This is a genomic window from Rossellomorea pakistanensis, assembly GCF_016908495.1.
Lineage (GTDB): Bacteria > Bacillota > Bacilli > Bacillales > Bacillaceae_B > Rossellomorea > Rossellomorea pakistanensis.
Map to the genome: position 1 here is coordinate 1,147,824 of NZ_JAFBDZ010000002.1, position 22,930 is coordinate 1,170,753.

At 37.6% G+C, this 22,930-nt stretch carries 24 protein-coding genes and 1 riboswitch; of the genes, 18 read left to right on the forward strand and 6 right to left on the reverse strand.

Annotated features, from left to right (window positions below; all coding sequences use genetic code 11):
• Positions 1-3: 3 nt before the first annotated feature.
• The gene (locus JOC86_RS13145; protein WP_205173256.1) at positions 4-1,506 is read right to left on the reverse strand and encodes a spore germination protein; all 1,503 of its coding nucleotides are present in this window, start codon (positions 1,504-1,506) and stop codon (positions 4-6) included.
• 204 nt (positions 1,507-1,710) lie between these two features.
• Positions 1,711-2,679, reverse strand: a complete 969-nt coding sequence (locus JOC86_RS13150; RefSeq protein ID WP_205173258.1) for an ABC transporter substrate-binding protein — start codon at positions 2,677-2,679, stop codon at positions 1,711-1,713.
• A 180-nt stretch (positions 2,680-2,859) separates the two neighbouring features.
• On the opposite strand from JOC86_RS13150, the gene JOC86_RS13155 reads away from it, so the two are divergent.
• The 6 genes from JOC86_RS13155 (at position 2,860) to JOC86_RS13180 (ending at position 8,540) form a co-directional block, all read left to right on the forward strand.
• The gene (locus JOC86_RS13155; protein ID WP_205173260.1) at positions 2,860-3,849 is read left to right on the forward strand and encodes a FecCD family ABC transporter permease; all 990 of its coding nucleotides are present in this window, start codon (positions 2,860-2,862) and stop codon (positions 3,847-3,849) included.
• Between the two features lie 3 nt (positions 3,850-3,852).
• A complete protein-coding gene (locus JOC86_RS13160) occupies positions 3,853-4,908 on the forward strand; it encodes a FecCD family ABC transporter permease (RefSeq protein WP_205173262.1) in 1,056 nt (351 codons plus the stop codon).
• A gap of 27 nt (positions 4,909-4,935) precedes the next feature.
• Complete coding sequence (locus tag JOC86_RS13165) at positions 4,936-5,754, forward strand: ABC transporter ATP-binding protein (RefSeq protein WP_239587550.1); 819 nt, start codon at positions 4,936-4,938, stop codon at positions 5,752-5,754.
• On the forward strand, positions 5,751-6,542 hold the full coding sequence (locus JOC86_RS13170) for an IucA/IucC family C-terminal-domain containing protein (protein WP_205173263.1): 792 nt from the start codon (positions 5,751-5,753) through the stop codon (positions 6,540-6,542). Before JOC86_RS13165 ends, JOC86_RS13170 begins: the two co-directional genes overlap by 4 nt.
• Positions 6,539-6,778 carry a DUF2573 family protein gene (locus tag JOC86_RS13175; protein ID WP_205173264.1) on the forward strand — a complete coding sequence of 80 codons (240 nt, stop codon included), beginning with the start codon at positions 6,539-6,541 and terminating at the stop codon, positions 6,776-6,778. The genes JOC86_RS13170 and JOC86_RS13175 overlap by 4 nt, the downstream gene beginning before the upstream one ends.
• Positions 6,779-7,142: 364 nt before the next feature.
• On the forward strand, positions 7,143-8,540 hold the full coding sequence (locus JOC86_RS13180; RefSeq protein WP_205173265.1) for an L-cystine transporter: 1,398 nt from the start codon (positions 7,143-7,145) through the stop codon (positions 8,538-8,540).
• A gap of 149 nt (positions 8,541-8,689) precedes the next feature.
• Here JOC86_RS13180 and JOC86_RS13185 read toward each other — a convergent pair whose 3' ends face one another.
• Positions 8,690-9,031, reverse strand: coding sequence for a spore coat protein (locus tag JOC86_RS13185; protein WP_205173266.1), 342 nt, complete (start codon positions 9,029-9,031; stop codon positions 8,690-8,692).
• Between the two features lie 14 nt (positions 9,032-9,045).
• Positions 9,046-9,309, reverse strand: coding sequence for a hypothetical protein (locus JOC86_RS13190; protein WP_205173267.1), 264 nt, complete (start codon positions 9,307-9,309; stop codon positions 9,046-9,048).
• 210 nt (positions 9,310-9,519) lie between these two features.
• Here JOC86_RS13190 and JOC86_RS13195 point away from each other — a divergent pair, with 210 nt between their 5' ends.
• Positions 9,520-10,437 (forward strand): proline dehydrogenase family protein, encoded by a 918-nt coding sequence (locus tag JOC86_RS13195; RefSeq protein ID WP_205173268.1) that lies wholly within the window; start codon positions 9,520-9,522, stop codon positions 10,435-10,437.
• 591 nt (positions 10,438-11,028) lie between these two features.
• On the opposite strand, the gene JOC86_RS13200 is transcribed toward JOC86_RS13195, so the two are convergent.
• On the reverse strand, positions 11,029-11,163 hold the full coding sequence (locus JOC86_RS13200; protein ID WP_205173269.1) for a YuzL family protein: 135 nt from the start codon (positions 11,161-11,163) through the stop codon (positions 11,029-11,031).
• A 223-nt stretch (positions 11,164-11,386) separates the two neighbouring features.
• Here JOC86_RS13200 and JOC86_RS13205 point away from each other — a divergent pair, with 223 nt between their 5' ends.
• The 3 genes from JOC86_RS13205 to JOC86_RS13215 all read left to right on the forward strand — a co-directional run bounded on the left by JOC86_RS13205 (position 11,387) and on the right by JOC86_RS13215 (position 17,098).
• A complete protein-coding gene (locus JOC86_RS13205; RefSeq protein ID WP_205173271.1) occupies positions 11,387-13,771 on the forward strand; it encodes a 3-hydroxyacyl-CoA dehydrogenase/enoyl-CoA hydratase family protein in 2,385 nt (794 codons plus the stop codon).
• Between the two features lie 33 nt (positions 13,772-13,804).
• Positions 13,805-14,983, forward strand: coding sequence for an acetyl-CoA C-acetyltransferase (locus JOC86_RS13210; protein ID WP_205173273.1), 1,179 nt, complete (start codon positions 13,805-13,807; stop codon positions 14,981-14,983).
• A 330-nt stretch (positions 14,984-15,313) separates the two neighbouring features.
• Entirely contained in the window at positions 15,314-17,098 is a 1,785-nt protein-coding gene (locus tag JOC86_RS13215) for an acyl-CoA dehydrogenase family protein (RefSeq protein WP_205173275.1), read from the forward strand.
• 615 nt (positions 17,099-17,713) lie between these two features.
• On the opposite strand, the gene JOC86_RS13220 is transcribed toward JOC86_RS13215, so the two are convergent.
• Entirely contained in the window at positions 17,714-18,037 is a 324-nt protein-coding gene (locus JOC86_RS13220) for a winged helix-turn-helix transcriptional regulator (RefSeq protein WP_205173277.1), read from the reverse strand.
• Positions 18,038-18,197: 160 nt separating this feature from the next.
• Between JOC86_RS13220 and JOC86_RS13225 the strand changes: the two genes are divergently transcribed.
• The 8 genes from JOC86_RS13225 (at position 18,198) to JOC86_RS13260 (ending at position 22,658) form a co-directional block, all read left to right on the forward strand.
• Positions 18,198-18,620, forward strand: a complete 423-nt coding sequence (locus tag JOC86_RS13225; protein WP_205173279.1) for a DoxX family protein — start codon at positions 18,198-18,200, stop codon at positions 18,618-18,620.
• Positions 18,621-18,622: 2 nt separating this feature from the next.
• Positions 18,623-19,471 carry a VOC family protein gene (locus JOC86_RS13230; protein ID WP_205173281.1) on the forward strand — a complete coding sequence of 283 codons (849 nt, stop codon included), beginning with the start codon at positions 18,623-18,625 and terminating at the stop codon, positions 19,469-19,471.
• Between the two features lie 268 nt (positions 19,472-19,739).
• Positions 19,740-20,099: an arsenate reductase family protein gene (locus JOC86_RS13235; protein WP_205173282.1), complete on the forward strand. Its 360-nt coding sequence runs from the start codon at positions 19,740-19,742 to the stop codon at positions 20,097-20,099.
• Between the two features lie 71 nt (positions 20,100-20,170).
• Complete coding sequence (gene gcvH / locus JOC86_RS13240; protein WP_205173283.1) at positions 20,171-20,554, forward strand: glycine cleavage system protein GcvH; 384 nt, start codon at positions 20,171-20,173, stop codon at positions 20,552-20,554.
• A gap of 182 nt (positions 20,555-20,736) precedes the next feature.
• Entirely contained in the window at positions 20,737-20,979 is a 243-nt protein-coding gene (locus JOC86_RS13245) for a YusG family protein (RefSeq protein ID WP_205173284.1), read from the forward strand.
• Positions 20,980-21,111: 132 nt separating this feature from the next.
• A complete protein-coding gene (locus JOC86_RS13250; RefSeq protein WP_205173285.1) occupies positions 21,112-21,471 on the forward strand; it encodes a toprim domain-containing protein in 360 nt (119 codons plus the stop codon).
• A gap of 5 nt (positions 21,472-21,476) precedes the next feature.
• Positions 21,477-21,791 (forward strand): thioredoxin family protein, encoded by a 315-nt coding sequence (locus JOC86_RS13255; RefSeq protein WP_205173286.1) that lies wholly within the window; start codon positions 21,477-21,479, stop codon positions 21,789-21,791.
• A gap of 519 nt (positions 21,792-22,310) precedes the next feature.
• Positions 22,311-22,658 carry a hypothetical protein gene (locus tag JOC86_RS13260; protein ID WP_205173287.1) on the forward strand — a complete coding sequence of 116 codons (348 nt, stop codon included), beginning with the start codon at positions 22,311-22,313 and terminating at the stop codon, positions 22,656-22,658.
• Positions 22,659-22,768: 110 nt separating this feature from the next.
• Positions 22,769-22,875: riboswitch (SAM riboswitch) on the forward strand.
• The last annotated feature ends 55 nt before the right edge of the window (positions 22,876-22,930 follow it).

Below are 22,930 nucleotides of genomic sequence, written 5' to 3' on the forward strand. Positions count from 1 at the left end.
TGTCTATTCGTCGATATCAAGCTTACGTTGCCCTTCTTTCTTTTGGAAACGAAACAATTTGTCTGTCCGTAAATATTGTGGACGTTTATTATGCCTGCTAAATGGAAAGCGAATAAGAGCATCCTTCAGATCATTTAACCGTGGAGGATATATTGGTTGTAAAAAGGGTCGTCCTAAAGATGTCAACTGTAAAAGGTGTGTCATTAATAAACAAAAGCAAAAGACGATCCCAACAAGCCCCCATAATTGTGCAAATAATAAAAATGGAAATCGTAGTAGACGAATGGTATTACCAATCTTATAAACAGGTGTTGTAAAGGAAGCCAGTGCAGCTAAGGCAACAAGAATAAGGAGGACATTACTCGTTAGGCCTGCCTCAACAGAAGCAGTTCCAATAACAATCCCCCCCACGATACCGATTGTCTGACCGACCTTGGTTGGGAGTCTAGCCCCTGCTTCTCGCAATAATTCAATTGTTAATTCTAGAAACAATGCTTCTAGAATGGGTGGAAGAGGTATTTCTTGTCTAGATGTAACTAATGTCGCCATTAAGTCTTTTGGAATTAGTTCATAATGGTATGTTAAAGCTGCGACATATATGGGTGTAATCAGGATCGAAAACGCAACGGCAAATAAACGGACAAGACGAAAGAATGATGCGATAATGAAATTAAGAAAATAATCTTCGTACGCATTAAAGAATTCTACTAATGTGGTTGGTCCTATAAGGGCATGTGGTGATCCATCAGCAAGTATCACGATTTTACCTTCCACTAGTACTGAAGTGACTCGATCGGGTCTTTCGGTATCTAAAAGCTGTGGAAACGGAGAATTGGAATTATCGGCAATTAATTGTTCGATAAAGGAAGTATCGTTAATCTGATCAAAGTCAATCGCTTTTAAACGTTGTCTGGTGGTATTGACATTCTCATCATTTGTTAATCCGTCAATATATAGAAGAACCACTTTTGTATGTGTTAATTTTCCAATTTGAAATTCTTCTGTTATCAACTCTTTAATAGGGATTCTTTTCCTAATCATGTTAATGTTTTGATCAATTGATTCTACAAACGCCTCTTTAGGACCGACAACGCTAAATTCAACTTCAGGTGTGGTAACACTTCGTCCAACTTGTTTTTGGGCTGCTATAAAGGCAAAACTCTTTTTTTCTGACTCGATTTTTAATAAGACATACCCATTGAACATTTTTTGTTCTATTACCGATTCGTCCTCTGACACTTGGATATCCGCTAATGGTACGATTCTTTTTATATCATCAAGAGAGTTAAAGTCTTTACTTAATAGGGAAGGGAGTACATGTTGTTGAATGATATTTTCATCAATAATCGATGTCATAAATTGGAGATGAAATCGTACACCTGTTTCAGCATTGGTATAATAAATGGTTTGGAAATCAGAAGACTTTTTTGCTTCTCTTTCAACACTTTCCAACGTTTTCTTCTCTTTTTCATTTTGTTTATCCTTATTTTTAAAGAATGAAAACATGGTTTTTCCTCCAAATCCCTAATAGCTTCTTCCTGTAGTGTTTCCGAAAAGATTAGATTTATGAAAAAAATGGAGAGAGTGGAAGAGAAATAATGAGTGGAAAATGAGGGTTTGACTAAATGTTAATTGTTAGCAGCGGCAGGTTTATAAAATAGGCAATGAAAAAGACTGACCCAATAGGATCAGTCTGAAAATTTTGTTATGTTATTCTTTTTCAAGAAAAAATTTCTCGATATCATCTAACATCTCGTTTGCTGCAAGAACTCCACCAGCAGTATTCCAAGTCGTATCACTTACTTCGTGTACTTTACCATTTTTAGAAGCCTCTAACTTTTTGAATAAAGGATGATTAAGGAATTTTTCTGCCATCGCATTTCCTTCACCATCACCTGTTTCATAAGTAAAGTAGAATAATACGTCTCCATCCATTTCCGGAATTCTTTCTTCCGTAACACCCATTTCAGCAAGGTCATTTACTTCTTGACCTTCTGGACGAGCAAATCCTAATTGTTCCAGGATTACACCTGAGAAGGAATCTTTATGGTAGATACGAGCTTCTCCCGCCATAAAACGAACCATGGATATATTTTGATTAAGTTTGTCACCTAGTTTTGATTTTAAATCTTCAATTCTTTGAGTATACTCTGCAATCACTTCTTTCCCTATTTCTTCTTTATTAAGTGCTTTTGAGTATAGATCAAAGTTTTCTTGCCAATCTCCACGTAACGTTTCAGAGAAAACGGTTGGAGCAATTGCTTTTAATTTTTCGTATTGTTCTTCTTGACGCATTTTGTTTCCAATAATAAGATCTGGCTTAAGCTTTGCAATCGCTTCTATGTTTAATTCACTTTCTGTACCGACTACTTCAACGCCATCCATTTTCTCAGCGATATGATCATACCAAGGATCACCAGTCCAAGATTGTACGGCTCCCACAGGTGTAACTCCCATTGAAAGTAAAGCTTCTGTTCCTTCATTTGTTAAAATAACCACACGCTCTGGAGTCCCTTTAATTTCCGTTTCGCCCATAGCATGTTTAATTGTATAGGATTCTTTTTCTTTCTTATCACCGTTATCATTGCTTTCCTCTTTTGTGTCATTGTTGCCACAAGCAGCAAGTAGAAAAAGAGAGGAGATGAGAACTAGAGAGAAGATAAATTTAAAATTACGCATATGTAGTACCCCCTATTTTTATTGATAATGATTTTCATTTGCGCTTCACAAAATTTATATTAGAAGAATTGTGAACGATTGTCAATAAATAATTGATAATGATTTTCAAAGTCATTGACGCATAGTACAAAATTCACTAAAATTAAATAGTATGAAGAACTAGAAAGGTAAATTAATTTAATGAGAAAAGTAAGCTATCAAGCGGGAATATTTATAGGAACGATTCTCATTTTAGGATTATTACTTGGAATGAGCATTGTATACGGTTACACAGATACTTCTTGGAGTCTCGCCTATGAGGCATTTATATCCTCAAATAATAGTAAGGAACATATTGTTATTGAATCTATTAGACTACCAAGGGCTCTGATTGCTGCAGTTGTAGGTTCATCGTTGGCCATTGCAGGATTATTAATGCAAACATTAACGAAAAACCCACTGGCATCTCCAGGGATTTTTGGTATTAATGCTGGTGCAGGTTTCATGGTTGTGGCAGCTGTTACGCTATTCGGTGTTGCAGACCTGCAAGCATTTTCTTGGATTTCTTTTTTAGGTGCAGGAATTGCTGCGGTCGGAGTGTACGTTATCGGATCGGCTGGACGTGAAGGTCTGACCCCAATGAAATTGACTTTAGCAGGGGCAGCCATCACGGCTTTGTTTGCCTCTTTTACTCAAGGATTACTAGTTCTTAATGAAGCCGCACTTGAACAAGTATTATTTTGGCTAGCTGGTTCAGTCCAAGGAAGAGATCTTGAAATATTGGGAAGCGTTTTTCCATATATATTATTTGGATGGATTCTTGCGCTTGTCATTGCTAATAAAATGAACGTGATTGCCATGGGTGAGGATGTAGCAAAGGGACTAGGATTAAAAACAGGTCTGATTAAATTCCTTGCACTATCTATTGTCGTGCTATTAGCAGGTGGGTCAGTGGCGATTGCTGGACCAATTGGCTTTATTGGAATTGTGATCCCACATATAGCAAAAAAGATTATTGGCATCGACCATCGCTGGTTAATTCCCTATACAGGTCTATTAGGAGCGATTCTTTTATTAGCAGCAGATATTGGAGCAAGGTATATTATTATGCCTCAGGAAGTTCCGGTAGGAGTGATGACAGCTGCCATTGGTGCTCCGTTCTTTATTTACATCGCAAGAAGGGGGTTTTAACCAATGAACAGATTTTCATCAAAAAGATGGCTCGGTGAACGAATCTCGTTCTTAATGGATTTAACGGCTGTTAAAAAGATTCTTATTTTAGCCATTTTCACAATGTTAGTGTTTATTATAAGTACAGGTCTTGGAGATATGAACATGAAACCGTGGACGGTTGCTTCCGTGTTCTTCGGTGGAGGGACTGAGCTCGAGCAGCTTGTCGTTCAATCCTTCCGCTTACCGAGAATCATTATCGCACTTTTAGCGGGTATGGCTTTAGCGGTTGCTGGAGGTATTCTTCAAGGGATGATACGAAATCCGCTCGCATCACCAGATATTATTGGAATTACTGGTGGAGCCGGAGCAGCGGTTGTTGGATTTTTAACCCTCTTTAGTGATGAAGATAATACCCTAACAGTGAGTATACATTGGCTTCCAATGGCAGCCTTTTTGGGTGCTACCGTTATCGCATTTCTCGTTTATTTGTTGGCGTGGCGAAACGGGGTATCACCTATTCGACTCGTTTTAATAGGAATTGGAATAACCGCTTTAATGCAAGCAACGACAACAATGTTAATGATACTAGGACCGATCTATCGGGCAAGTCAGGCGAATATTTGGATTACGGGAACAGTGAATGCTTCAAACTGGACGGATGTTTATGTGATGTTACCTTGGATTCTGGTCCTCACGGCTTTGGCATTTTTCCTTGCGAGAAATGTCAATATTCAAGAGCTTGGAGATGAAATTGCTACAAGTGTCGGGGGAAATGTTCAGAAACAACGCTTCCTATTACTGCTTTTATCAACTGCTTTAGTTGGGGGAGCCGTTGCTTTTGCAGGTGGAATTGGTTTTGTTGGTTTAATGGCACCACATATGGCAAGGAGATTAGTAGGATCGTCTTTCGGTGCATTATTACCTACAGCTGCATTACTTGGCGGATCCCTTGTTATGTTAGCTGATTTAATTGGAAGAACGTTATTTTTACCTTTAGAAGTCCCGGCTGGAGTCTTTACTGCAGCGATTGGAGCCCCTTATTTTATATACTTACTATTCAAAACGAAGAATGCATAACCCTATGGAAAGAAGGAGTGGATCAAAATGTCCGAACTATTAAAAACAGACGCATTAACACTTGGCTACGGAGATTCAATCATCATTAAAGAGCTTGATATAGAGATTCCAAAAGGCGAGATAACCGTGTTTATTGGTGGGAACGGATGTGGGAAATCTACCCTTCTTCGTTCTATGGCAAGATTACTTAAACCAAAAACGGGAACAGTGATGTTGGATGGAAGTGCTATTTCAAAATTGTCTACAAAAGAAGTAGCTCGTAAAATGGCCATTCTTCCACAATCACCTTCTGCTCCTGAAGGATTAACCGTTCTTCAGCTTGTAAAACAAGGGAGATATCCACATCAAACCTGGCTTAAGCAGTGGTCCCAGAAAGATGAGGAGATTGTCCAGAATGCGCTAAAAGCGACTAAGATGGAGGATTTCCAAGATCGTAAGGTTGATGAACTATCAGGAGGTCAAAGGCAGCGAGCATGGATTGCGTTAACTCTTGCTCAAGATACGGATATTATTTTACTTGATGAACCAACGACCTATTTGGATATGACCCATCAAATCGAAATTCTTGATTTGCTTTTTGAGCTTAATGAAAAAGAAGAGAGAACAATTGTCATGGTTCTTCATGATTTAAATCTTGCATGCCGGTATGCTCATAATATTGTAGCCATCAAAAATCAGCAAATCTATGCTCAAGGAAAGCCAGAAAAAGTGATAAGTTGTGAGCTAGTAAAAAACGTTTTTGATATGAATTGCCAGGTTACAAGTGATCCACTTTTCGGGACACCATTATGTATCCCCCATGGGAGAGGAAGATGTATCATGCAAGAGGTTGCCCAATCCGTATGAGCCAGATCCTTCTGACAAGTGAGGAATTGAAGTGGCTTGAAAACTTACGATTTGTTACTGACATCCAAAAGGTAACAAGCAATCGTATGTTCCTTGTTAAGGATTTGATAGAAACAGAAAAGATGGATTCTTTCTTATCAGAACATTACGATCAGATGGGAAGTCACGATCCTATTGTTACTGGTTCTCTTTTCATGAAAAGATATGCGTTTCTTTCAGTGATTGGCTTATTTAGTATGTCTATGCTCGGCAAACGATTTGATCTCTCCCCTGATAATGTTTTTATCATTGACGATGAAAAAAATGGATTGTGGATGCCAGGATTTTATTTGAAGGATTCTTCCGTTACAAAAATAAGTACGGATAGGGTACAAAGGAAAGAGTATATTTCCCATTTATTTAAGGATCACTTAAACCTTATTATGACTAGTGTTAGAAAAGTTACAAAGCTATCTAGCTTGATCATGTGGGAAAATGTTGCGGTTTATATTTATTGGCTTTATGAAATAGTAAAAGATCATCCTTCATTAGTAGGAATAGATCAGCAAGCAGAGAAGGATTTTGCTTTATTATTAGAGGAGACAGAGGCTTGCCTGTTTGGGGAATATCATAAAAACCCTCTCAAAAGATACTATACTGAAAAAGTCCACGTAGATGGGATTGAGGAAAAGGTCAGAGTGAGAAAAACGTGTTGCTTTTCCTATGAATTAGCAGAAGGAGAGAGGTTGCGTTGCAATTCGTGTCCACAGACATGTAATATAAGAACTAGAAAGGAGCCAATCATATGAATGACTTTAACGAAAAGTTTGATGCTCTCATAGAAAAATATACAGAGCTGCTAATTGGGGAAACTTCTTCTGAAATGAAAGAGAAAGTCACGAAATATGTCCTTTATTCTTATATCGCGAAATCCATGCCGCCCTTGGCTAAACACTGGAACTCTTTATACCCTGAAGGCAAGGAAGAGATGAAAAAACTCGTTCAAGAAATTAAAACATTAAATGAACAAAGAAAAGATTCCTAGCCTAGAGGCTGGATTTTAAATCGGACAGACTTCGCTCCATGCGAAGCCTGTCTTTTTTAAGGATGTTTTCGCGAATTTTGTTACCTTTTTAGAACAGCAAAATTTCTACAACGCTTTGTGTGCATGATGTTAGAAGTGAGAGGTCGGATATAGAAGCAATTGGAGATTTGCCAATTGCATTATTTATATAGCCATCAACTAGTAAAAAACAACAAAATTCACAAGAAGATCCTTTTTAAGTTTATCTAGCCACAGAGTCATTTCTTTCATTTAAGATTTAGATAATACAGTAATTCCTACTTGACTTATAGGAATTACTGTATTATCTTTTTTAAGTATATTTATGAATAAAGGAGGGGACATAATGACAACAACTTTTGTCATCCTGAACATTGCTTTATTGCTTCTTGTCATTATTGGCTTATTTATTATGCAAAAGAAACATGTGTCATTTTCCAAGCGTGTATTTACAGCATTAGGTGTCGGAATTATTTTAGGTTTTATCCTGCAGTTTGCTTATGGGGGAGCAGATTCTGAAATCGTTATGGCGACAACAGAATGGTTTAATATTGTCGGAAATGGTTATGTGAAGCTATTACAAATGGTGGTTATGCCGTTAGTTTTTATATCGATATTGACTGCTTTCACCCGTTTAAAGCTTACTTCCAATATAGGGAAAATTAGTGTTCTCATCATTGGGATTTTACTTGGAACAACTGCTATTGCAGCTGTTGTCGGAATGACTACTTCCTTCGCATTTGATCTCGAAGCCGTTCAAATTGAACAAGGTGATGCGGAGCTCGAGCGAGCATCACAGTTAGAGGAGCGACAAAGTGGATTGGAAGGCAAAACAATGCCTCAGCAAATCATTGAATTATTGCCAGCAAATCCATTTCTTGATTTAACTGGAGCTAGACCGACTTCGACGATTGCAGTCGTTATTTTCGCTGCTTTTATAGGAATGGCATATCTTGGAGTAAAACGTAAGCAGCCTGAACAAGCTGAATTGTTTTCCAAACTAATTGAGGCCATTTATGCCATTGTTATGCGTGTTGTAACTCTTATTCTACGTTTAACTCCGTATGGTGTATTAGCAATCATGGCTAAAACGGTTGCAACAAGTGATATTGGTGCCATTATGAGTCTGGGGAAATTTGTGATCGCGTCCTATGTAGCATTACTGGCTATGTTCATTATTCATTTACTATTATTAACATTAACAGGTTTAAATCCTGTCACTTATATGAAAAAGGCATTCCCAGTGCTAACATTTGCCTTTACAGCAAGATCGAGTGCAGGTGCACTCCCTTTAAACATTAAAACTCAAAAAAGTTTAGGTGTTTCGGATGGTATTGCAAACTTTGCAGGATCATTCGGGTTATCAATTGGTCAGAATGGTTGTGCTGGAATTTACCCAGCAATGCTTGCGATTATGATTGCTCCAACAGTAGGGATTGATCCCCTATCTCCATCTTTCCTTGCATCTGTTGTAGCTATCGTAGCCATCAGTTCATTCGGGGTAGCCGGAGTTGGTGGTGGAGCAACATTTGCCGCATTACTTGTACTTTCAGCATTGAATTTACCTGTAGGCTTAGCAGGTCTATTAATATCAATAGAGCCACTGATTGATATGGGTCGAACAGCAGTAAATGTAAGCGGAGCTATGACTTCAGGAATTATTACAAGTAAAGTAACGAACGATATCGAGATGGAATCTTATAACGATCGTTCTAATCAAATTGAGGCAGAAGCTCATATGTAGTATAGAAATAAAAACAGGGCTGTCCCATATGGAATCCGGAACCAGAAGATGTTTTTGGACAATGTGGTTCCGGATTCCATACGTTGGGACAGCTTTATTTTTCATTTCCATTATCTTGACAATGGTTGCAGATTTGATTGTTTCTTATATTAATGAAGATTTTGATATGGGAACTGTGATGCATATTGTTGGTGCTGTTGATAGGATTGTTGCATTTGTTGTTGGTCTGCTGCTTCTAGTTTATACCAACCTTTTCTAAACATGGCGTTATACATTTCTCTTTGAGCGTTTTGGGTTTCGTTAAAAATGGTCAACAAATCCTGGTACAATGCTTGATGACTAGCTTCATTAAGAGCAGTACAATAGGCGTCAGACATATACTTTTCCATTGAAAGTACATCATTTACAAAATCACGCTCATTCATTTGAGGTGTTTGCGGAGTCTGAACTTTCGGATTTTGGATTTTTGACTGGTTCTGATTAGGCTGCATTTTTTGACCTCCTCTTATGGTGTAGTCTGATTGTAGTGTTGTGGATTTAAATGAGCTAATATCTGTTCATAATGTCGTTGGTGCATTTGGCCGCATCTTTCGATTTCTGCTTTTAGCTCAGGGTCTTGACAATGTGTGGCAGAAAAGTGTGCTTTCTTCATAGCTAATAAATTCCAAGCAAGCATATCATTTAAATATAATAAATCCTTCGATGTTAATACATGTGGGGGCTGCTCCATATACCCTTGCTGTGTACTTCCTTGTGGCTGTTGTTGCATAACTAATCCCTCCTTTTTTCCTTTGTATTTTTCCTTATTAATCACAGGCTATACCTATTCTGACAAATTTCCGATTCATGATGAGACAATGTTTAACTATATTCAAAAAAGGTTAAAGGTGATAAAATAAGAGTGTGAAAAAAGTAGGAATTTTCTTTTTTTTCATAATAGGAAGCGCTCTCATTTAGAACGATCAGGAGGAATGCAACCTTGGAAAAACTACTACGTAATTTCTTTTTATTTTTATCCAAAAATCGAGCTTTAACAAAGCTTGCTAAAAGGTATGGATTACGTTTTGGTGCTGCACGTTTCGTTGCAGGTGAGTCTATTAAACAAGCAGTTAATGTAATAAAAGAATTAAATAATAAAGGATTAGTAGTCACAATTGACTATTTAGGTGAATTTGTTGATAACGAAAAAGAAGCAAATGAGATGGCAGATCATTGTGTTTTGGCCGTAGAGGCAATTGGGCGGGAAAGAATTAATTCCCAGCTCTCGTTAAAAATGACCTCAATGGGCCTTGACCTATCTGAAGAAATCGTAATGAAAAATATGAAAAAAATTTTGGAAGCTGCTAAAAAGAATGATGTTTTCGTAACGATTGATATGGAAGATTATTCGAGGTGTGGCAAAACGATAGAAATATTTAAAAAATTAAAATCCGAGTATGATAATTTAGGTACAGTTATTCAAGCTTATCTTTATCGTACTGAAAAGGATATGGAAGAATTAAATCAATATTCACCAAACTTACGACTAGTAAAAGGTGCTTATAAAGAATCACCAGAAGTGGCTTTCCCAATAAAGAAAGACGTTGATGATAATTTTAAAAAAATTATTAAAATGCATCTCCTTAATGGGAATTATACTGCAGTGGCTACACATGATGATGAGATGATTGAATATACAAAACAGCTAGTAGAAGAGCACAATATACCATTTGATCAATTTGAGTTTCAAATGCTTTATGGAATTCGTGAAGAAAGACAGCTTGAATTGTACAAAGAAGGATATAAAATGCGTGTTTACGTTCCCTACGGTACAGATTGGTATGGTTATTTTATGAGAAGACTTGCAGAAAGACCAGCGAACATTGCTTTTGTTGTAAAAGGAGTGGTTTCAAAATAATTGATTGGGTTGCCTTTGAAGGATTTGAAAGCGCTTTAGGTGGTTTCAATTTTTTGATTGTGGGCAATTTTTTGACGGAAAGGATATTACTTCTATCGGTGTCTAGTAAAATTTGAGTCAGAAAGTCATTGCTACAGTGGCCTGTACCACCGAGTGACTATAGAGTGAAGTGAATTTTAGAATTCAATAATTAATTCGATAAAAATAAGGAATCAACAGAGTCGAATGAGACCGTGAAATTGAGCGGAACATGACCTCACAAGAGCTGAATGAGGCCGTGAAAATCCGTAAAAGCCAAAATGGCCATCTAAAAAGGAATATGGCACTCGTCTCATTTTATCAACCTATCCAAGGCGTTTCCGCTTTTGTCATGTCTAACTGATATGCTTAACTCCTCTAGACATAAGACGAGTCACGTAGATAAGGACTAAGTGACTCTTTTATATCTGTTCAAGGCGCTCCGCTTTTCTCGTGTCCAGTACCAGCGCCTACTTCCTCGAGACATAAGCCAACAGGGAGTAGGTCAGAAAGGCGTTGCCACAGGACGTGGCGAACTTAGCCTTTCATCCTTTCCCCAAGGGCTGCCGCTTCTTATTCCTTTTTATATTGATTGTTTTGACTGTTTACTTTCCCCCCACCGTCATGTTCAACCGTTGGGCCAGCATCGCCTTTTATACTTGCTGCACTGACTCCTGCCTTAGAAGGGTTCTTTTTCCTTTTCGCCATGAGCGCTCACCTCCATTCTTAACGTTTCCTGATTTTTTTCCTTTATCCAATTAGCTTGAAATCATCTTTAGTCTATATTTTTTGAAAATTTATCATTTTTAAACTTTAAAATATTGCGATTTCTTTGAATTTCCTTTATATTAAAAGTAGCAGAACTCATTCGCTATTTTTTTGGTTAGAAAATGAATGAGTATTCATTCAAGATTTAAAGGAGGATCACAAATTGGGACGTAGAATTCAAAAAGCAGCTGTATTAGGTTCTGGTGTGATGGGATCGGGAATAGCCGCTCATCTTGCCAATATCGGGATTCCGACCATATTGTTAGATATTGTTCCTAGAGACCTTACAGATGGTGAAAAAGCCAAGGGTCTGTCATTAGAAGATAAGACGGTTCGTAATCGAATTAGTGAAAATGCTCTTAAAAAGCTATTAAAACAAAAGCCTGCCCCTCTTACTTCTAAGAAGAATTTATCATTATTATCTGCGGGTAACTTTGAAGACGATATGGGAAAAATTAAAGATTGTGATTGGGTGATCGAGGTCGTAGTCGAAAATCTCGACATTAAAAAGAAGGTTTTTGAACAAGTTGAAAAGTATCGTAAAGAAGGAAGTATTATTAGCTCAAATACATCGGGTATTTCCGTGGAAGCGATGTCTGAAGGGAGATCAGAAGATTTTCAAAAACATTTTCTTGGAACCCATTTCTTTAATCCTCCTAGATACTTAAAGCTATTAGAAGTCATTCCCACAGGTAAAACAGACCCTGAAGTCGTTCGGTTTATGAAGACCTTTGGAGAGGATGTACTTGGAAAAGGTGTAGTAATTGCTAAGGACACTCCAAACTTTATCGCGAATCGAATTGGAACGTATGGTTTGCTTATCACTGTTCAAGAAATGCTTAAAAGCGGGTTTAGTGTCGGTGAAGTAGACTCCATTACTGGTCCAATGATTGGACGTCCGAAGAGTGCCACATTCAGAACATTGGATGTTGTTGGTTTAGACACATTTGCCCATGTCGCCAAAAATGTATATGAGCAAGTCGAAGGGAAAGAAAAGGAAGTATTTGATATCCCTCCATTTATGAAAAAGATGCTGGATAACGGATGGCTAGGAAGCAAAAGCGGGCAAGGATTTTTCTTGAAACAAGGAAAAGAGATTCTTGAATTAAACACTGAAACGCTAGAATATGAAACTCGGAAAAAATTAAAAACAGCTAGCACGGAATTGAGTAAGCAAGAAAAAGGATTAGCGAATAAAATGAAAGCGCTTGTTTTTGCTGATGATAAAGCAGGTTCCCTCCTTTGGAACATCCTTTCTCCTGTTCTGATTTACTCTGCTGAATTGCTCGGAAATATTGCGGATGATATTGAGTCTATCGACAAAGCGATGAAATGGGGCTTTGGCTGGGAAATGGGTCCATTTGAAACATGGGATGCCATTGGCTTAGAAAAGTCATTGAATAAGCTTCAAAAAGAGGGAAAAGTGGTTCCGGCTTGGATTACTGAAATGGTTAACTCAGGAAATTCTACTTTCTACAAAGAAGAAAATGGCGAACAGTTTTTCTACCATAAAGGTGAATACAGACTGATCGAAAGAAATCCTAAGAATATTGATTTAAGGCTCCTGAAAAAGCAAGGAAAAGTGATTAAAAAGAATAGCGGTGCCAGCTTTATTGATATTGGGGATGGGGTTGCCTTATTAGAATTCCATTCACCGAATAATTCGATCGGTCTAGATATTGTTCAAATGATCAATTTTTCCATTGATGAAGTAGAGAAAAATTATAAAGGACTTGTCATTGGTAATCAAGGAAAGAACTTCTGTGTTGGTGCCAACTTAGCAATGATGCTAATGGAAGCGCAAGATGATAATGTGTTTGAAATTGATATGGTAGTTCGTCATTTCCAACAAGCGATGATGAAAATCAAATATTCCAACAAGCCTGTAGTCTCAGCTCCATTTGGCATGACACTAGGTGGCGGATCTGAAGTTTGTCTACCAACCGCTCATATTCAAGCTTCAATGGAAACCTATATGGGACTTGTGGAAGTAGGAGTAGGTCTTATCCCAGGCGGTGGCGGAAATAAAGAGCTATATTTGAAGTATTTGAATAGTTTCCCTAATGAAGTAGAGTTTGACCTCCAAAAAGTCGCCAATAAAGTATTTGAAACGATTGCTATGGCCAAGGTTTCTACTTCGGGTGAAGAGGCGAGAGAAAATAACTTCCTTCATGCTGCAGATGGGGTGAGTGTGAACGGGGATCACCTTATATATGATGCCAAGCAAGTCGTATTGTCATTAAGTGAAAGAGGCTATCAGGCACCATTGCGTAAGAAAGTACCAGTTGTAGGGGAAACGGGATATGCCACTCTTTTACTTGGTGCTCAATCTATGTATCAATCAGGGTTCATTTCTGACCATGATTTAATGATAGCGAAAAAATTAGCATACGTCATAGCCGGTGGTAAAGTGCCATACGGAACAGAGGTAGATGAACAGTATTTACTAGATTTAGAGAGAGAAGCGTTCCTCAGTTTAATCGCTCAGCCTAAATCACAACAACGTATGCAGCATATGCTTCTTAAAGGAAAGCCACTCCGTAATTAATGGAAATTTACGATAGGAAAGAGGGGAAAAATGATGCGTGAAGCAGTCATTGTTGCTGGTGCGAGAACTCCAGTTGGAAGAGCAAAAAAAGGAACTCTAGCCCATGTAAGACCTGATGATCTCGGAGCAATAGTTGTAAAAGAAACTTTGAAGCGTGCGGGAAACTATGAAGGAAACATAGATGATTTAATTATGGGCTGTGCAATGCCAGAAGCAGAGCAAGGATTGAATATGGCAAGAAACATTGGGGGGCTGGCAGGGCTTCCAGATAGTGTTCCGGCTATAACCATTAACCGATATTGTTCTTCAGGTCTGCAATCCATTGCTTATGCAGCTGAGAAAATCATGATTGGTCATTCAGATACGGCGATTGCAGGTGGAGCAGAATCAATGAGCTTAGTACCAATGATGGGGCATGTCGTAAGACCAAATGCAAAATTAGCGGAGACGGCTCCAGAATATTATATGAGCATGGGGCATACTGCTGAACAGGTTGCACAGAGATTTGAAGTATCAAGGGAGGACCAAGATGCGTTTGCTGTGAGAAGTCACCAAAGAGCAGCAAAAGCGATACAGGAGGGCAAATTTGTTGATGAAATTGTCCCTGTTGATGTTGTACAACGATCCGTTAACGATGAATACAAACTAGTCACGAAAAACCTTACATTTTCACAGGATGAAGGGGTAAGGCCCGATACGAATGTAGATGTTCTATCTAAATTACGACCTGTATTTAATGTAAAAGGTTCCGTAACAGCCGGAAATTCCTCACAAACAAGCGATGGTGCTGCAGCAGTTATGGTGATGGATCGTGAGAAAGCTGGCTCACTTGGGTTGCAGCCAATGGCTAAATTCCGTTCCTTTGCGGTAGCAGGGGTTCCTCCAGAAGTAATGGGAATCGGCCCGATTGAAGCCATACCTAAGGCGTTAAAAATGGCAGGACTTGAGCTTTCTGATATCGGCTTATTTGAGCTTAATGAGGCGTTTGCTTCTCAATCCATTCAGGTCATTCGAAAATTAGGATTAGATGAAGATAAAGTGAATGTTAATGGTGGAGCGATCGCTCTTGGTCATCCATTAGGTTGTTCGGGAGCAAAATTAACACTCACACTTCTTCATGAAATGAAACGACGAAACGAACAGTTTGGTGTTGTCACCATGTGTATTGGCGGTGGCATGGGAGCGGCAGGAGTCTTTGAATTAATTAGTTAATAACAGAGATATTTGGCTCTCTAAGTAGTAAAAGGGAAATGAATAACTCTTTCCCTTTTACTACAAGGCTGTTTTCTAACCGTTTGTTGCTGCCTGAGATAAGTCGGAAATATTTTTGAATCATTGATCAGCCTGAATTCACTAGACTCCTGCGGGTACAGTGGCTTAAGCGTGGATGCTCACGGATCACCCTAAGGTGTGCGAAGTGTATCAAACTGCTTGTTAAATAACAATAATCATTACGAAAAGAGCCTAAAATAATTATTGAAATCGGCTATTTAATGAAAGACTGCGAGAACAGTCTTAATTATGCGATTAGGGGGAATTAAAATGCCAAATCAAACAGATAAGTTGATTAAAGGCGGTAGTTTTTTAATTGAAGATGTTTCATATGAGAAAATGTTTACTCCAGAAGATTACACCGACGAACAAAAAATGATTGCGAAAACCACTGAGGATTATGTATTAAATGAAGTCCTTCCTGTTGTGGAGAAATTAGAAAATCATGAATTTGAACATTCTGTAAGACTATTAAAAGAAGCTGGAGAGTTAGGATTGCTTGGAGCAGATGTTCCAGAAGAGTATGGCGGGTTAGGTCTGGATAAAGTCAGTTCAGCTTTAATTGCCGAGAAAATGTCCCGTGCTGGAGGGTTCTCGATCTCACATGGTGCTCATGTAGGAATTGGGTCACTACCAATTGTATTATTTGGAAATGAAGAACAAAAGCAAAAGTATTTACCTCCACTTTCAACTGGTGAAAAGCTTGCTGCCTATGCCTTAACAGAGCCTGGATCGGGTTCCGATGCCCTCGGTGCCAAAACGACAGCAAAGCTTAATGAAGCAGGGACACATTATATCCTTAACGGGGAAAAACAATGGATTACAAATGCGGGATTTGCAGACGTATTTGTAGTATATGCCAAAATCGATGGAGAACATTTCTCTACCTTCATCGTGGAAAGAGACTTCAAAGGAGTATCTACCGGCCCAGAGGAAAAGAAAATGGGAATCAAAAGCTCTTCTACACGAACACTCATATTAGAGGATGCTGAAATTCCAGTTGAAAACCTTTTAGGGCAAGCCGGAAAAGGTCATATCATTGCATTCAATATTTTAAACATCGGCCGTTATAAACTTGGAGTAGGCGCAGTTGGAGCAAGTAAGCGAGCATTTGAAGTAACGGCTCAATACACAAACCAGCGTCAACAATTTAAAACCCCAATTTCATCCTTTAATTTAACAAAAGAAAAGCTATCCACCATGGCTTCAAAGCTGTATGCAGCAGAAAGCTCTGTTTATCGAACAGTAGGATTATTCGAAGACCGTATGAGCCAACTAACGGATGATGAGGTTAAAAATGGAACAGAAGTTGCAAAATCAATAGCTGAATACGCCATCGAATGCTCTTTAAACAAATTCTTCGCGACTGAGGTATTAGATTATGTAGTCGATGAAGGTGTACAATTGCATGGTGGATATGGATTTATGCAAGAATATGAAATTGAGAGAATGTACCGTGATTCACGAATTAACCGGATCTTTGAAGGAACGAACGAAATCAACCGATTATTGGTTCCGGGAACCTATCTTCGAAAAGCAATGAAAGGGGAGCTCCCACTTCTTCAAAAGGCTCAAGCACTTCAAGAGGAATTGATGATGCTAATGCCAGAAGAAGTAGGTGACGAACCGCTCGCTCAAGTAAAGTACCTTGTGAAAAACGCGAAGAAAATTGGATTAATGCTTGCCGGTCTAGCGGCTCAGAAATATGGGAAAGCATTAGAAAAAGAGCAAGAAATTCTAGTGAATATTGCGGATATCGTTTCTAATGCATATGCAATGGAGTCAGCCGTTCTTCGCACTGAGAAGGCAATCAATAAAAATGGAGAAGAAAAAGCAAGCCAGAAGCTTCTCTATACCCAAATCTTCTGCCAGGAAGCTTTTAATGAGATTGAACAGCATGCAAAAGAAACACTTGTTGCCGTGGAAACAGGAGATTCATTACGGATGATGTTATCGGCTCTTCGTAAATTCACACGACATACTCCGATTAACGTTATAGCTGCAAAACGGAAAGCATCAGAAAAGCTCGTAGATGTTGAGCGTTACACAGTTTAATGAGACTCGAGACTGTCCTTTATGGCGGTCTCTTTTTATTAGGCTAATTTCAGACAAGTTGAATGTCATAAAAAAAGGCTGTCTAAAAAGAGAACTGAAACCATCACAGATAGAAGACCCTCCTAAGGTTTCTATCTTAAAGTTATGGTTCCAGACTCATTGGTTTTAGGACAGTCCTTTGTTTTTATTAGTAATATCAGATTAATTTGTTCCACTATATATGAAAATGTGCATAAATTTGAAATCTCGTGCATTTCTCTTGGATTTTCGTGCGCAAAATTAGATTCATGTGCATTGACTAATCGATTACGTGCATGAAATCAAAAAGATGTGCATTTCGACATTCAAGTCAAGGAAGATAATGTTTCTCCTTATGCATGGACTGAACTGGAATGAGTAACCGTATGAATTCTAAAAGGAAAACAAAGAATTAATGACAATTTTACCTCAAATTATCGATCAGGGTAATTCTTTTTCATGTAGCGTAGTAGGAAAATGGGCTATCCAAATAGAGAGAAATCCAGAAAATATGGAAACATTAATGATCCTATTTCTAAAATAAAAATGATCTCGCTAATCGTAAAAATATTGACTTATCAGACAGCCTCTTTATTCCTATTTTGTATTCTCCTGTGGAAGCCACTCCTGAGACCATTTTTCTATTTCTTTCATTATAGGTTCAAGTGAAAGACCCTTTTCAGTTAAAGAGTATTCTATTCGTACAGGAGTCTCTGGATAGACCTCTCTTCTAACAATCCCTTCATCCTCAAGTTCCTTTAGTCTCTCGGAAAGAAGTCTTCCACTAATTCCTGTTGCAGATTTAATCGTGCAGTTTCTTTGAGGACCGGCAAGCAATTGATAAATAATTAATCCAGTCCAGCGCTGGCTTAATATACTTATAGCTTTTTCGAATCTAGGACAAATCAATGATTTATTCATATTTCATCACTCCTATATAGGTATTATAACCTAATATAGATAAATAATAAATTTACTTTCAATTAATTATTTACTTGACATTATTTAGTTGTAAAAATATAATAGGTTACATAAAGTAACCGATATCGTTTTATTTATATTTTTAAGGAGTGTTTAGGAAATGTTAAGAAAATACGAGATAGGGGCTTTTATCTTAAGAATACTACTAGGTTTTACATTTTTCATTCATGGGTTAGCGAAGTTTCAGGATGGTATTGAAAATACAGTTGGCTTTTTTGAAAGCATAGGTCTTCCAGGCTTTTCTGCTTATGTAGTAGCTGGAATTGAGTTGATTGGCGGAATTGCACTAATACTAGGAATTGGTACGAGAGTCATTTCCGTTTTATTGGCTTTGATTATGATTGGAGCCATTTTTAAAGTGAAATTAGCTGGAGGATTTTTAGGTAATGGTCAAATGGCTGGATTTGAACTTGACCTTGCATTATTAGCTATCTCAGCTTACCTAGCTTTAACGAATCGTTCTGCGTTTGCATTAGATAATGTCATTTTTCAATCAAAACGAGATAACCAATTGGAGGGATGAAAATGAAATTTCACCAAAAACCATGTACTTTTGTTAGTCAGGTAGAATTGAAAGTTGAAAATTTAGAGCGTTCTCTCTCCTTCTATGAGGAGGTTATTGGTTTTCAAATTCTCGAGAGCTCAGAGAGAAAAGCTATTTTAACAGCAGATGGGAAAACGCCTTTATTATCAATTGAGCAACCTGACAATGTGAAGGTGAAAGAACCGCGTACAACCGGTTTATATCACTTTGCCTTGCTTTTACCAACTCGTGCTGATTTAGCCAGAGCATTACAGCATTTTATTAAAATGAACATTCGGTTAGGAGCATCGGATCACTTAGTTAGTGAAGCACTTTATTTAGATGATCCTGATGGAAATGGCATTGAAATATATGCTGATCGCCCATCTTCTGCATGGAGTTGGAGGGAAGGGCAAGTAGTAATGGCTACAGAACCGTTGAATGCAGAAAACCTTCTTAAAGAAGCAAATGGGGAGCAATGGATGGGTCTACCGAAAGCAGCCTTAATGGGTCATATTCATTTACATGTATCAGAATTAGAAAAAACAGAAGAATTTTATCTTAAAGGGTTAGGGTTTGAACTAGTTACGCGATACGGTTCACAGGCTCTCTTCCTATCTACCGGTGGATACCATCATCATATTGGTCTAAATACATGGAATGGAGTAGGAGCTAAATCACCTGCTGAAAACAGTGTAGGGTTGAAATGGTTTTCACTCGTTTTCCCTACGGAAGAGGATAGAAAGAATATCGTTATGCAATTAAAAAATATAGGAGCTCCAGTGAGAGATGAAAATGGGGAGTTTACTACGGAAGATCCCTCTGGAAACCCTATTCGATTGTTGGTTTAAATGGGATTGATTTTCATGAGGATCTATAGGAACGAGTTAAAATACCAAAGCAAGCCTCAGGAAATAGCATTTTTGGAATATGATTTTAAGGAAAAATAGAAGCGCCATGTAGAAATAGAATCTGCTGGCGTTTTTTTATTAGATTCATTGGAGGAATTCGGCAAGAAGGGATATAATATGAGAGTATACAACATAAAGGATATTGAAGGGTTTTGTAGAATTATGTATATAGTAAAGAGTGCTTGTTACATGAAAGGTGGTGAAGGCATTGACATTGACGTTTTACTCATACCCAAAGTGTGGAACATGCAGAAAAGCTAAAGCCTGGCTTGAGAATCAAGGGAAAGAGTTTAATGAAGTACATATCGTGGAGAATCCACCGTCTAAGGAAGAACTAAAAAGTCTTTATGAGAAAAGTGGATTGCCATTAAAAAAGTTTTTCAATACAAGTGGAAAAAAATATCGCGAACTAGGTCTTAAAGATAAAGTGAACAGTGCTTCTGATGAGGAGCTATTAGAAATTCTTTCATCAGATGGGATGTTAATTAAACGGCCAGTTACAACAGATGGTACACATGTTACGGTTGGATTTAAAGAAGAACACTTTGAAGAAACTTGGAATAAATGATAATGTTTTCTTGCTTTTTAAAGTAGAAATATGTCAATATAAATTTGAACATAAGCTATGGAGGGATTGGAATGAGTACACCGAAAGAACTACGTTATTCAGAGGAACATGAATGGGTAAAAGATGAAGGGGAGAAAGTTCGTATTGGAATTACGGATTTTGCTCAATCAGAACTAGGCGACATCGTTTTTGTTGAATTACCTGAAGTAGGTGACGAGATCACAGCAGACGAGCCATTCGGAAGTGTAGAATCAGTAAAAACGGTATCAGAGCTATATGCTCCAGTAAGTGGAAAAGTAGTGGAAATAAACGAAGAATTAACTGACAGCCCAGAGTTTGTTAACGAATCTCCGTATGAAAAAGCATGGATGATTACAGTTGAAGTTTCTGATTCAGCTGATCTGGACAAGCTTATGACTTCAGAGCAATATGATGAAATGATCAAAGAAGGCTAAAAATGATGGAATGATCCCAGTAAAATGATTTCACTGGGATCATTTTACTATTAGGGAAAGATGTTATCATAAATTACTGAAAGCGATTAAGATTTACATTTCAGTTGCATCTGTTAAAGTCGTTCTCATGTTTAGCTCAACTTAGGGAAATCTAATGATAACTAAGTTGGGAGGTTTTTTATATGACATTAGAATCGAAAAAGTTAAATGTAACAGATAGAATCGTTGGCAAAATTAAAAATGGAGAACTCCAGTTTTATTTAGATAATGAACTTGTTGGAAGAATGCCATTGAATCCATCGGAACAAAATGTTCAATTAGAGCCTAATTTTGAATTAAACGGCAATCAATTTATTCAAAATTATATGTCCCCGAATCAAGATGAATCACGCTATACAGACTGCGATGAAGGCGGCTGGTGCTAGATTTCACTCGTTAGAGCTAGGACCAAGCGGATTTTTCATGCGAAAATCATTATAATGGTATATTAAAGGACATCATCATATAAAAGATGAATATACTATCATAATCTTATTTACTGATAAGGTGATGATGAAATGGACGTTTTTGACGAAAAGGTAATAATAGTGGAAGGCACCACAGATAAGAGAAAAGTAAAAGGGATTGTCAAAGAGCCTGTAGAAATTATCTGTACAAACGGGACGATTAGCATTACAAAATTAGATGAACTTATTGATTCACTATTTTATCGTGATGTGTATATCCTCGTGGATGCAGATGAAGCTGGCGAGAAGCTGCGAAAACAATTTAAACGTGAATTTCCAGAAGCGGAGCATTTGTACATTGATAAAATGTATAAAGAAGTTGCTTCTGCACCAGAAAAGCATCTTGCGTCAGTCTTAACAGGGGCCAATATTGATGTTCACACGGAATATTTGGAAAAAAGGATGAGTTAATCAGTATGACGCCGGATTGGTCATTAGAAGAAATACAAAATGGAATAAAGCAAGAAAGGGTATTTGCTCTTTATTTATATACACCAATGTGTGGGACATGCCAATTAGCCGGCAAAATGTTATCCATTGTTGAAAAAACAATGCCGCAAATAAAATTTGCAAGATCCGATTTAAACTTTGTACCTCAGCTTGCAGAAGAGTTTTCAGTGGAAAGCGTACCTTGTTTGCTCTTGTTCAAAAAGAACGAATTACAGGACAAACTTTACGCTTTTCATTCCGTTCCATTTCTTTATGAAAAACTTTTGAAGTTGAACGATTAGTATAATTTGGGAAAAATGTAATTTATTAACGATGACCTGACTTTTGTTAAGGTCTTTTTTTTGCCTCTTTTCCTGGAGCAATTGTTTTTTACAACTTGAAGTCCTTATAAAAAAGCAATTAGCAAACCGCCAATTGCTTCGTGTCCGACCTCTTACTTCTGAAATTAAGCACACTAAGTATTACGGGAGTATTGCTATTATTCCCCAAAAGGCAACAAGGTTTGTGAAAACAGCCTTTTTTGTTGAAGAAGGTTTGTTTTTAAATCCAGCCATACGCTTAAGTCACGAATAGAGGAAGGTTTACCTTTCTTCGTCTACAATCATTATATTTTTCAAATATATACATATTTCTCAGGAAATATTAGCTATTTTGTCTATTGATTGATAAAAGGGAAGAACTGGATGTCTATTCGACATTGAATGTGAATTTCGTTAAAAAGTTGTCGATGATTAATAAAAGGAATTATTCCCTTAAAGTGGAATTAAGTTTAAGAGAGGAACTAAATAGGGGTGAAAACAATGAAAGAAGAAATCATGAGAGTCCTGGAAGAATGTCAGTCTCGGTTTCATTTAAGAATGCTTTTGCCTGAAGTGCCTTTTTTAATCACCTTAGAATCCTTGACAGCCAAATATACCATATCTTTGAAGAAACATGAATCACCAAAGATTGTTCAAGAAGCCCATAACGATTTTTACATTTTTGCAGATGAGAAAATGATGGTGGATCTTTTGAAAGGAAATGAGCGGTTGACTGCTTTAGTAGAGTCTGGACATGTGAAGATTAACGGTTCCTTTAGAGGTTTATTATTTGCAGAGGCGGTTTTATGGCTATGTAGGGAACACGAGGTAAATCCTGTGATGATTTAATATGAAATGGTTGGTCCTTTGAAGGACGAAAAAATTCGTTGACATTAAAAAAGTCCCATGATAAACTCATAATCATAAATCAAGATATTCGACAAAAAATTTAATATATACTCTTATCAAGAGTGGTGGAGGGATGTGCCCTATGAAGCCCGGCAACCGTCAATTTATTGAAATGGTGCCAATTCACACAAAGTTCAAGAACTTTGGAAGATGAGAGAGAGGACCATATAGATTATTATGCCTTTCTGCTCATCAGCAGGAAGGCATTTTTG

Excerpts from the sequence above, each read along its gene's own strand:
- JOC86_RS13145 (WP_205173256.1), bottom strand. The coding sequence starts at position 1,506 with ATGTTTTCATTCTTTAAAAATAAGGATAAACAAAATGAAAAAGAGAAG.
- JOC86_RS13150 (WP_205173258.1), bottom strand. The coding sequence starts at position 2,679 with ATGCGTAATTTTAAATTTATCTTCTCTCTAGTTCTCATCTCCTCTCTT.
- JOC86_RS13155 (WP_205173260.1), top strand. The coding sequence starts at position 2,860 with ATGAGAAAAGTAAGCTATCAAGCGGGAATATTTATAGGAACGATTCTC.
- JOC86_RS13160 (WP_205173262.1), top strand. The coding sequence starts at position 3,853 with ATGAACAGATTTTCATCAAAAAGATGGCTCGGTGAACGAATCTCGTTC.
- JOC86_RS13165 (WP_239587550.1), top strand. The coding sequence starts at position 4,936 with ATGTCCGAACTATTAAAAACAGACGCATTAACACTTGGCTACGGAGAT.
- JOC86_RS13170 (WP_205173263.1), top strand. The coding sequence starts at position 5,751 with ATGAGCCAGATCCTTCTGACAAGTGAGGAATTGAAGTGGCTTGAAAAC.
- JOC86_RS13175 (WP_205173264.1), top strand. The coding sequence starts at position 6,539 with ATGAATGACTTTAACGAAAAGTTTGATGCTCTCATAGAAAAATATACA.
- JOC86_RS13180 (WP_205173265.1), top strand. The coding sequence starts at position 7,143 with ATGACAACAACTTTTGTCATCCTGAACATTGCTTTATTGCTTCTTGTC.
- JOC86_RS13185 (WP_205173266.1), bottom strand. The coding sequence starts at position 9,031 with ATGCAGCCTAATCAGAACCAGTCAAAAATCCAAAATCCGAAAGTTCAG.
- JOC86_RS13190 (WP_205173267.1), bottom strand. The coding sequence starts at position 9,309 with ATGCAACAACAGCCACAAGGAAGTACACAGCAAGGGTATATGGAGCAG.
- JOC86_RS13200 (WP_205173269.1), bottom strand. The coding sequence starts at position 11,163 with ATGGCGAAAAGGAAAAAGAACCCTTCTAAGGCAGGAGTCAGTGCAGCA.
- JOC86_RS13210 (WP_205173273.1), top strand. The coding sequence starts at position 13,805 with ATGCGTGAAGCAGTCATTGTTGCTGGTGCGAGAACTCCAGTTGGAAGA.
- JOC86_RS13215 (WP_205173275.1), top strand. The coding sequence starts at position 15,314 with ATGCCAAATCAAACAGATAAGTTGATTAAAGGCGGTAGTTTTTTAATT.
- JOC86_RS13220 (WP_205173277.1), bottom strand. The coding sequence starts at position 18,037 with ATGAATAAATCATTGATTTGTCCTAGATTCGAAAAAGCTATAAGTATA.
- JOC86_RS13225 (WP_205173279.1), top strand. The coding sequence starts at position 18,198 with ATGTTAAGAAAATACGAGATAGGGGCTTTTATCTTAAGAATACTACTA.
- JOC86_RS13230 (WP_205173281.1), top strand. The coding sequence starts at position 18,623 with ATGAAATTTCACCAAAAACCATGTACTTTTGTTAGTCAGGTAGAATTG.
- gcvH (WP_205173283.1), top strand. The coding sequence starts at position 20,171 with ATGAGTACACCGAAAGAACTACGTTATTCAGAGGAACATGAATGGGTA.
- JOC86_RS13245 (WP_205173284.1), top strand. The coding sequence starts at position 20,737 with ATGACATTAGAATCGAAAAAGTTAAATGTAACAGATAGAATCGTTGGC.
- JOC86_RS13250 (WP_205173285.1), top strand. The coding sequence starts at position 21,112 with ATGGACGTTTTTGACGAAAAGGTAATAATAGTGGAAGGCACCACAGAT.
- JOC86_RS13255 (WP_205173286.1), top strand. The coding sequence starts at position 21,477 with ATGACGCCGGATTGGTCATTAGAAGAAATACAAAATGGAATAAAGCAA.
- JOC86_RS13260 (WP_205173287.1), top strand. The coding sequence starts at position 22,311 with ATGAAAGAAGAAATCATGAGAGTCCTGGAAGAATGTCAGTCTCGGTTT.